The organism is uncultured Granulicatella sp., from assembly GCF_963528195.1.
Classification (GTDB): Bacteria; Bacillota; Bacilli; order Lactobacillales; family Aerococcaceae; genus Granulicatella.
Map to the genome: position 1 here is coordinate 122,664 of NZ_CAURVN010000002.1, position 7,018 is coordinate 129,681.

Below are 7,018 nucleotides of genomic sequence, written 5' to 3' on the forward strand. Positions count from 1 at the left end.
ATCTGCTAGACAAACTTTCCGAGACTTCAACTTTATTTCTTGAATTGATTTTTAATCATTGTTCCAAATAAACTAATGACTAAAATCATTAAGAATACACAAGTAATGGTAGCACCTGGTGGTGTATCAAATTCATAAGACATACTTAAACCAGTAAAAATACCAAAAATACTAATTAAAATACCCGACACAATAACGCCTGTAAAACTTCTTGTCAAACGAATCGCGATAGAGGCTGGTAACACAATTACCGCTGAAACTAATAAAGCTCCAGCAATTGGCATCATCACTGAAATGACTACACCCGTAATAATCGTGAAAACTTGTGTCATCAAACGAACAGGTAATCCTGCCGTATAAGCAGTATCTTCATCAAATGATAAAACATATAATGGTCGTCTAAAAATCAAATATAACACGACTACAATAACCGCTAAAACAATCATCAACCACATTTGTTGTTGTGTAATCGTCACAATGGAACCAAATAAAAATTGATCCACACTAATCGTTGAACGACCTTTTTGGAAATTCATTAAAATTAAGGCAATCGCCATCCCACCAGACATTAATATCGCAACGGTCACTTCTGAATAACCTTTAAAATATTTCCCAATTACTTCTAACACAATAGCCGCTAAAACTACCACTACTAATGTCATAAAGGTAGGATTATAGCCTAATAATAAGCCTAGAGAAACACCCACTAAGGAAACATGAGATAAGGTATCTGCCAATAATGACTGCCTTCTTAAAATTAAAAACAATCCCAAAATCGGCGTAATCATCGCCATTGCTAATCCTGTGATGAATGCTCTTTGCATGAAACCATAGAAAAACATCTCCATGGAGAATCCTCCTTTCTCATCAAATGAATATGTTTATCCACATAATGTTCCAAATCTTCTTCCTCATGCGTCACCATTAAAATCGCTTTTCCATGATGTGCACAACTGTGATGTAAAAGATGATAGAAACGCTCTCTACTTGTTTTATCCATTCCTGCTGTTGGTTCATCTAAAACAAATAAGTCCGGATCTGTTGCAAAAATACGCGCTAAACAGATTCTTTGTTTTTGACCACCCGACAACTCGCCAATACGTTTATGGCGTTCATCCCACATTCCAACAGATTTTAAGGCTCTTTCAATATGTTCATGGTCTTCTTTATCTAATCGTTGGAACCAACGACCTTGTTGGTAACGACCTGAAGCAACTAATTCATAAACGGTTGAAGGAAATCCCACATTAAAAGAAGAAATTTGTTGTGGGGCATATCCAATGGATAATGTTTCTCCCTGTGTATTAACGGTTGCGATTGTTGCTTTTCCGTGCTTTGGAGTTAATAATCCTAAAATATTTTTTAATAAAGTGGATTTTGCTGCACCATTTTCACCTGTTAATATGACAAACTCTCCCGATTCAACAGTGAAACTAATGTTTTCTAAAACGGGCTTATTATCATACGAAAATGATAAATTCTCAACTGAAACGTAACTCATACTAACTCCTTCCTTTTCTAAATCGTAGTAATTCTTTTTTATGTACGTTTGTTAGGATAGCATATTTTAGTACGAATAATCAAGAATTTACGATAATGTTCACGAAATTTGTAGACAAAAAAAGCAGGCAATGACGATTGCCCACTTTTAATCGATTATTTTAAAGTTGCTAAATGTTCTTTTAAACGTTGAATCACTTTTTGTTCATAATCTGTACGAACTTTTTGAGAAATTTCTGTTTTTGAAAATGGTAAAGTACCTTCTTTTTCTAAATAAGAATCTTCTATTTGAATAAAGTGCCCTGAAGCTCCTAATCCTACTCCAAAGTATGCATCTTTATATTCTTTTCCAAAATTAACACCTGCGATACTTTGCGCATGGTCATATTCAATTCCATTGAATAAGAATAATAAGATGGCTTCTCTTAATTCAGCACGAATAGTAAAGTAATCTTGATTTTGGAAATCTGTACTAGTTGCATTTTCATAATATTGGCTACCATTTGATTTCGAATTATCTGTAGAAGTGAGTATTCCATATTGTTCTACTACTTTATTAATGGCATGCGCATCATGACCTTTTCCATCTGCAATAAATCTTCCATCATTAATGTACTCTTTAGCAATTTGCTCTGCAATAGTAACCATTGTTTCTGTTACTTTTACTGGCGAATAATTCATTTGTTTTCTGACTGAATTAATTAACGAAGCAGCATACAGATTTAGGGATTGCTTCATATCTTCTGGCATCGAACGAAGATTATATTTTGCCAATAATGTATTAGAAATAGCTCCTATTTCTTTTTGATTTTGTTTTAATAGTGATTTAGTAATCGTGTTTAAAGCTGATATATTTTCTTGGTTTTTTCCTTGATCAGTTGAACCATATTGATTTAAACGTTTCGCATATTCTTCATTAATTGAAATTGAATCCTCTGATTCTAACCATTGAATCGCTTTTTCTAATGCTTTCTTTTCTTCTTGTTGATGTTGAGATTGAACAGCACCATCTAATTTTCTTCTTAAACGATCCTCTTCTGATTCACGCATTTTACCATCTGATTCTAAATAGTATCCATCGACTTCTTGATCATAAGCATACGTTCCATCTGATTTTAGATAATACCAAGCTACATAATTTTTATCATAGATCCATTCTAATGCAGCCATTTTCCCATTGGATTTTAAATAGTAAGAACCTACCCACTCATCATGAGCATAAGATCCATCACCTTTTAAATAATACCATGCATTTTCAAGAGCATTTTGTACCCATTCTGAAACAGCCATTTTTCCATCAGCTTTTAAATAATACTCTTTTTGCCATTCAGAACGAGCATAAGCACCATTCCCTTTTAAATAGTACCAAGCTTTATAATTTTTATCATAGATCCATTCTGCCATAGCCATTTTCCCATTGGAATTTATATAATAATCCCCTTGCCATGTAGAATAAGCATAAGATCCATCACTTTGTAAATAATACCAACCTTGATATTCAGGATCGTAAATCCATTCTTTTTCAGCCATTTTTCCATCAGATTTTAAATAATAGTCCCCTTGCCATTGTTTAGTCACTGGCTTTTGATTTTGATAAAAATACCATGAACCATTTTCTTTAATCCAACCTTGTTTTGAAGTTTCTTCTGCTTGAACTGCAGCAAGACTTGTTAAAGTAACCGTTGCTAGTAATGAAATAATTTTTTTATTCATACAGTGCCTCCTTTATTCCTTACTGTTATTGTACCGAATCTTCTATAAAAAGCAACTAATAGCCTATAAAGAGAAACTAATAGCCTATAAAGAGAAACTCCACTATCAGGCACAACTCTGATAGTGGAGAAAAGGGAAAACACACCAAAATGATGGCAACAAATGGGTGTTTTACTTCAATTCGAAAGCACATGTTTCCTGTTAACAGAAACAATCCGTTAAAACTATATAAAAAGCCCCTCTCGTTATTAAAAACAAAAGGGGAATCATTGTATCATCATAGATTAGAATAAAATACTAGTTTAAAAACTGTAAGTTACCCTTCTTCTATACTTGATCGTCATTTTCCTTCGCTGGCATTATCCAGAACAGGTTCAATGGGTATGATCTCAGCCTTTCGGCACCCCAAATGCTTCTCTATTGAATTGAGTTCAGTATAACATGTTTCCTCAAAGAAAAAAAGTTATCTAGTCTCTTTTTATCATCGAATATGATGGTCATAAGCGAAAATTACTAATTGCGTACGATCTCTCAAAGCTAATTTTGATAAAATTGTACTAATATTATTTTTAACGGTTCCTTCAGATAAAAATAATGCTTCTGAAATTTCTTTATTATTTAACCCTTGAGATACAAGTCGAATCAATTCAATCTCTCTTTCTGTTAAACCGAATGACGAAATATCCGTTTTTCCTATCGTAGTTGGTACTTTTGGTTGCATCACTAATTTTTCAGAAACTGTCGCATCCATCACTACTTTTCCAGACAAAGCAACTTTAATCCCATCATAAATAGCTTCATAACTACTATCTTTTAATAAATAACCTGAAGCCCCATATTGCATCGCTTCTACAATATATTCTGTATCTTGAAAGGTTGTCACCATTACAATTTTCACTTCTGGATAAGCTTCTTTGATAAGTTTAGTTCCTTCAATTCCCGTACTTACTGGCATACGAATATCCATTAATACAACATCTGGCACTTCGATTTTGCAACATTCAAACGCTTCTCGTCCATTTCCAGCTTGATGAATTACTTCAATATCTGGATAAGTTTCTAGCATAATTTTTAAACCTGAACGAATTAATTGTTCATCATCTACTAACATCACTTTAATTTTTTCAGACATTAGATTCTCCTTTCAATTTCATTTGTACTGTAAACCCTTGTTCAGTATTTTTGATTTCTAATTGCCCCTGTAATTCATGCAGTCGCTCTTCTAACGCTTTTAATCCACCTTCTAATGAAATAGCTGAAGATCCCGCTCCGTTATCCATAATTGTTACAATGAGTTCATTTGCAGAATACATCATTAATAGCGTGATTTTAGTTGCTTTTCCATGACGAATCGCATTTGTCGTTGCTTCCTGCACTCCTCTAAAAATGGTTAATTCTTGCTCTTTAGAAAGTTGAATCGTTGGTTTATTTTGTCGAAATACAAATTCCACTCCACTATGTTGTTTTGTTTCATAAATAAATTCTTCTAAAGCTACATTTAGTTGTTGTTTCGTTAGTTGTTCTGGTTTTAAATCATGAACTACAGTACGTACTTCTTGCAACCCTTTAACTGCAAATTCTCTTAATTGTACGCTCATTTGAGAAACTTGAGGATTATTTTCTTCACTTAATTTACTAATCGCTCCTAGTTGAATAATAATCGTTGAAAGACTATGTCCAACTGAATCATGAATTTCTCTTGATATACGATTTCTCTCCTGTAAAGTATATAATTCCTTCATCGTTCCCATTGTATATTGCGCTTGTTGCAATTCCTTTTTCTGTTCAAATAATTGATTTTCTTGCTCTTTTAATAAATTTTCTTGTTCATTTAATTTTAAAACAAGATGTGCACCATAATAAAATAATACATTTCCAAAAATCATTACTGGAATTGACCACCATTGTTGTTGCTTTATTCCTAATATAATAACTACTATAGTAATCATCCCTTGAAGTATAATGGCATGTAAAGATGAAAATCGAAAGCTAATCTCGAAACATAATAAAAGCATTAAGCTAATAAAAATATTTCCTGTAAAATAACAAAATGTTAAAATTGCCATACCTTGAGCTAAAATCGCCCAAGGATATTGAATCGAATAGTAATCTAATTGAGCAACAACAAGAATAACAAGAAATAGTAGCAAGTGATAAGCATTCACCGGATGATATAATGCCCACTCTACGAGAGCTGTTATTAACAAGCCATAGCGAATTAAAAATTTTAGTTGATTTTCTTGAATCATTTTCATGATAGGAACCCTCTAGCGACTAAAAAAATCATCGCAACACTATTACTTACAAAATGCATTAACATAGATGCAGCAACATTATCCTCATAATAACGATACATTCCGACTAAAGGAATTGTCAAAGGTATATACATCAACGCCGCACCCCAGTCAATTCCACCACTATTGGAAATTGAATGCAGTAAAACAAAGAAGAAAATTGAAATTGCTGTTAAAATCCAAGGATTCATTTTATCTTTAAAAGCTCCAATAATCGCTTCCCTAAATACTAATTCTTCCACAATCGGTGCAACTACACAAGTTAAGATTAGCATTAATACAATAGATGTAGAATTTAATAACGATTCAATATTGGCTTGATTATCTGTCTGCTGTAATGGAACAACAAGAGCTAAAAGCATAGTAAGGACTACTCGAACTACATAACCAATCGCAATATCTCGAACAAATCTTCTTTTCACTAATCTTTCAAATCCTCTTTGAATCACTTCACGATAAGACCAGACTGCATACATAGCTGTCATTAATTGAACTAAAATATAAACTTTTCTATCCACATGTAATGTACCATCTTCAGCCTGTGTTAGAAAAAATCGAGGAACAATTATTAAATTAGAAAAATAAACAAACCATAATAATACTGCCTTTTTCTTCATTCTTTACCTCCATTAATGGAAATCTTTATGTTCTAAACTATAAATTTTTTGAATTTTACCATCATGCCATACAACACCATGTAAAGCCCCACCAAAAACAGCGCCACCGTCCATTCCGATTTTTCCATCATGTTGCCATAATTTCATATAATCTCCATCTTCATTTAATCCTTTTAATGGAGTATGACCAAAAATAATCGTTTTTCCTGTTGTATTTTTTCCAGTATGGAAAGGTTCACGAATCCAATAAAAATCTTTTGGAACAGTATCTAACCAATGATCTAATCTTAAATCAACTCCAGCATGAACAAATAAAACATCTCCTTCGTCAATATATAAAGGACGTTCTCGTAAAAAAGAAATTAACTCAGGATATTGTCCTTTTACTAATTCGCAATCTTTTAAAGAATCAATTTCTGTATCTACAGGACGATTTAATAGATGGTTAATGGTTGTATTCCCATTATTTCTCATATAATGATCAAAGCGCTCTTCTGGATTATCAATCCACGCTAAAAACATCACTTCATGATTTCCCATCACATACCAAGCATTTTTTTCTTTTACATACTCCATTGCAGTTAAAACACTTTTTTTATTATTTGGTCCTCTATCAATTAAGTCTCCAAGGAAAACTAATTGTTGAGTACTTTCATCCCAATTTTTCAACATTTCATCGAGCATTTTATCTTCTCCATGAACATCTCCAATAATAAAATAAGTTTTTTTCATAAATTTCTACAACTCCTCTTTAAACATACGATGATTATACCATACTACAAAGTTTCAAAAAAGCTTGTAGAATTATGTTGAAATAGCTAAACAAAAAAAGACTGGCATTTGAAGTGACCCCAAAAAGTTAGACTTTTTTTGAGACGACTTAAGTCGTCTCTT

At 32.6% G+C, this 7,018-nt stretch carries 7 protein-coding genes, 1 pseudogene and 1 riboswitch; all 8 genes and pseudogenes read right to left on the minus strand.

What is annotated here, in order from left to right; translation table 11 throughout:
* Positions 1-32: 32 nt before the first annotated feature.
* Positions 33-848: a metal ABC transporter permease gene (locus RWR88_RS01510; RefSeq protein ID WP_314450262.1), complete on the minus strand. Its 816-nt coding sequence runs from the start codon at positions 846-848 to the stop codon at positions 33-35.
* The gene (locus RWR88_RS01515) at positions 797-1,501 is read right to left on the minus strand and encodes a metal ABC transporter ATP-binding protein (RefSeq protein WP_314450264.1); all 705 of its coding nucleotides are present in this window, start codon (positions 1,499-1,501) and stop codon (positions 797-799) included. The genes RWR88_RS01510 and RWR88_RS01515 overlap by 52 nt, the downstream gene beginning before the upstream one ends.
* Before the next feature lie 155 nt (positions 1,502-1,656).
* Positions 1,657-2,670: an SEC10/PgrA surface exclusion domain-containing protein gene (locus RWR88_RS01520; protein ID WP_314450275.1), complete on the minus strand. Its 1,014-nt coding sequence runs from the start codon at positions 2,668-2,670 to the stop codon at positions 1,657-1,659.
* Positions 2,647-3,129: pseudogene (locus RWR88_RS01525) on the minus strand (N-acetylmuramoyl-L-alanine amidase family protein); the annotation flags it as partial. The pseudogene RWR88_RS01525 and the gene RWR88_RS01520, both read right to left, overlap by 24 nt.
* A gap of 412 nt (positions 3,130-3,541) precedes the next feature.
* Positions 3,542-3,631, minus strand: a riboswitch (TPP riboswitch).
* Positions 3,632-3,694: 63 nt separating this feature from the next.
* On the minus strand, positions 3,695-4,345 hold the full coding sequence (locus tag RWR88_RS01530; protein ID WP_314450266.1) for a response regulator transcription factor: 651 nt from the start codon (positions 4,343-4,345) through the stop codon (positions 3,695-3,697).
* Positions 4,338-5,468 (minus strand): sensor histidine kinase, encoded by a 1,131-nt coding sequence (locus RWR88_RS01535; RefSeq protein ID WP_314450267.1) that lies wholly within the window; start codon positions 5,466-5,468, stop codon positions 4,338-4,340. Before RWR88_RS01535 ends, RWR88_RS01530 begins: the two co-directional genes overlap by 8 nt.
* Positions 5,465-6,124, minus strand: a complete 660-nt coding sequence (locus tag RWR88_RS01540) for a type II CAAX endopeptidase family protein (protein WP_314450268.1) — start codon at positions 6,122-6,124, stop codon at positions 5,465-5,467. Before RWR88_RS01540 ends, RWR88_RS01535 begins: the two co-directional genes overlap by 4 nt.
* A 12-nt stretch (positions 6,125-6,136) precedes the next feature.
* A complete protein-coding gene (locus RWR88_RS01545) occupies positions 6,137-6,856 on the minus strand; it encodes a metallophosphoesterase family protein (protein WP_314450270.1) in 720 nt (239 codons plus the stop codon).
* Positions 6,857-7,018: the final 162 nt, after the last annotated feature.

Excerpts from the sequence above, each read along its gene's own strand:
- RWR88_RS01535 (WP_314450267.1), bottom strand. The coding sequence starts at position 5,468 with ATGAAAATGATTCAAGAAAATCAACTAAAATTTTTAATTCGCTATGGC.
- RWR88_RS01540 (WP_314450268.1), bottom strand. The coding sequence starts at position 6,124 with ATGAAGAAAAAGGCAGTATTATTATGGTTTGTTTATTTTTCTAATTTA.
- RWR88_RS01530 (WP_314450266.1), bottom strand. The coding sequence starts at position 4,345 with ATGTCTGAAAAAATTAAAGTGATGTTAGTAGATGATGAACAATTAATT.
- RWR88_RS01520 (WP_314450275.1), bottom strand. The coding sequence starts at position 2,670 with ATGGCTGCATTAGAATGGATCTATGATAAAAATTATGTAGCTTGGTAT.
- RWR88_RS01515 (WP_314450264.1), bottom strand. The coding sequence starts at position 1,501 with ATGAGTTACGTTTCAGTTGAGAATTTATCATTTTCGTATGATAATAAG.
- RWR88_RS01545 (WP_314450270.1), bottom strand. The coding sequence starts at position 6,856 with ATGAAAAAAACTTATTTTATTATTGGAGATGTTCATGGAGAAGATAAA.
- RWR88_RS01510 (WP_314450262.1), bottom strand. The coding sequence starts at position 848 with ATGGAGATGTTTTTCTATGGTTTCATGCAAAGAGCATTCATCACAGGA.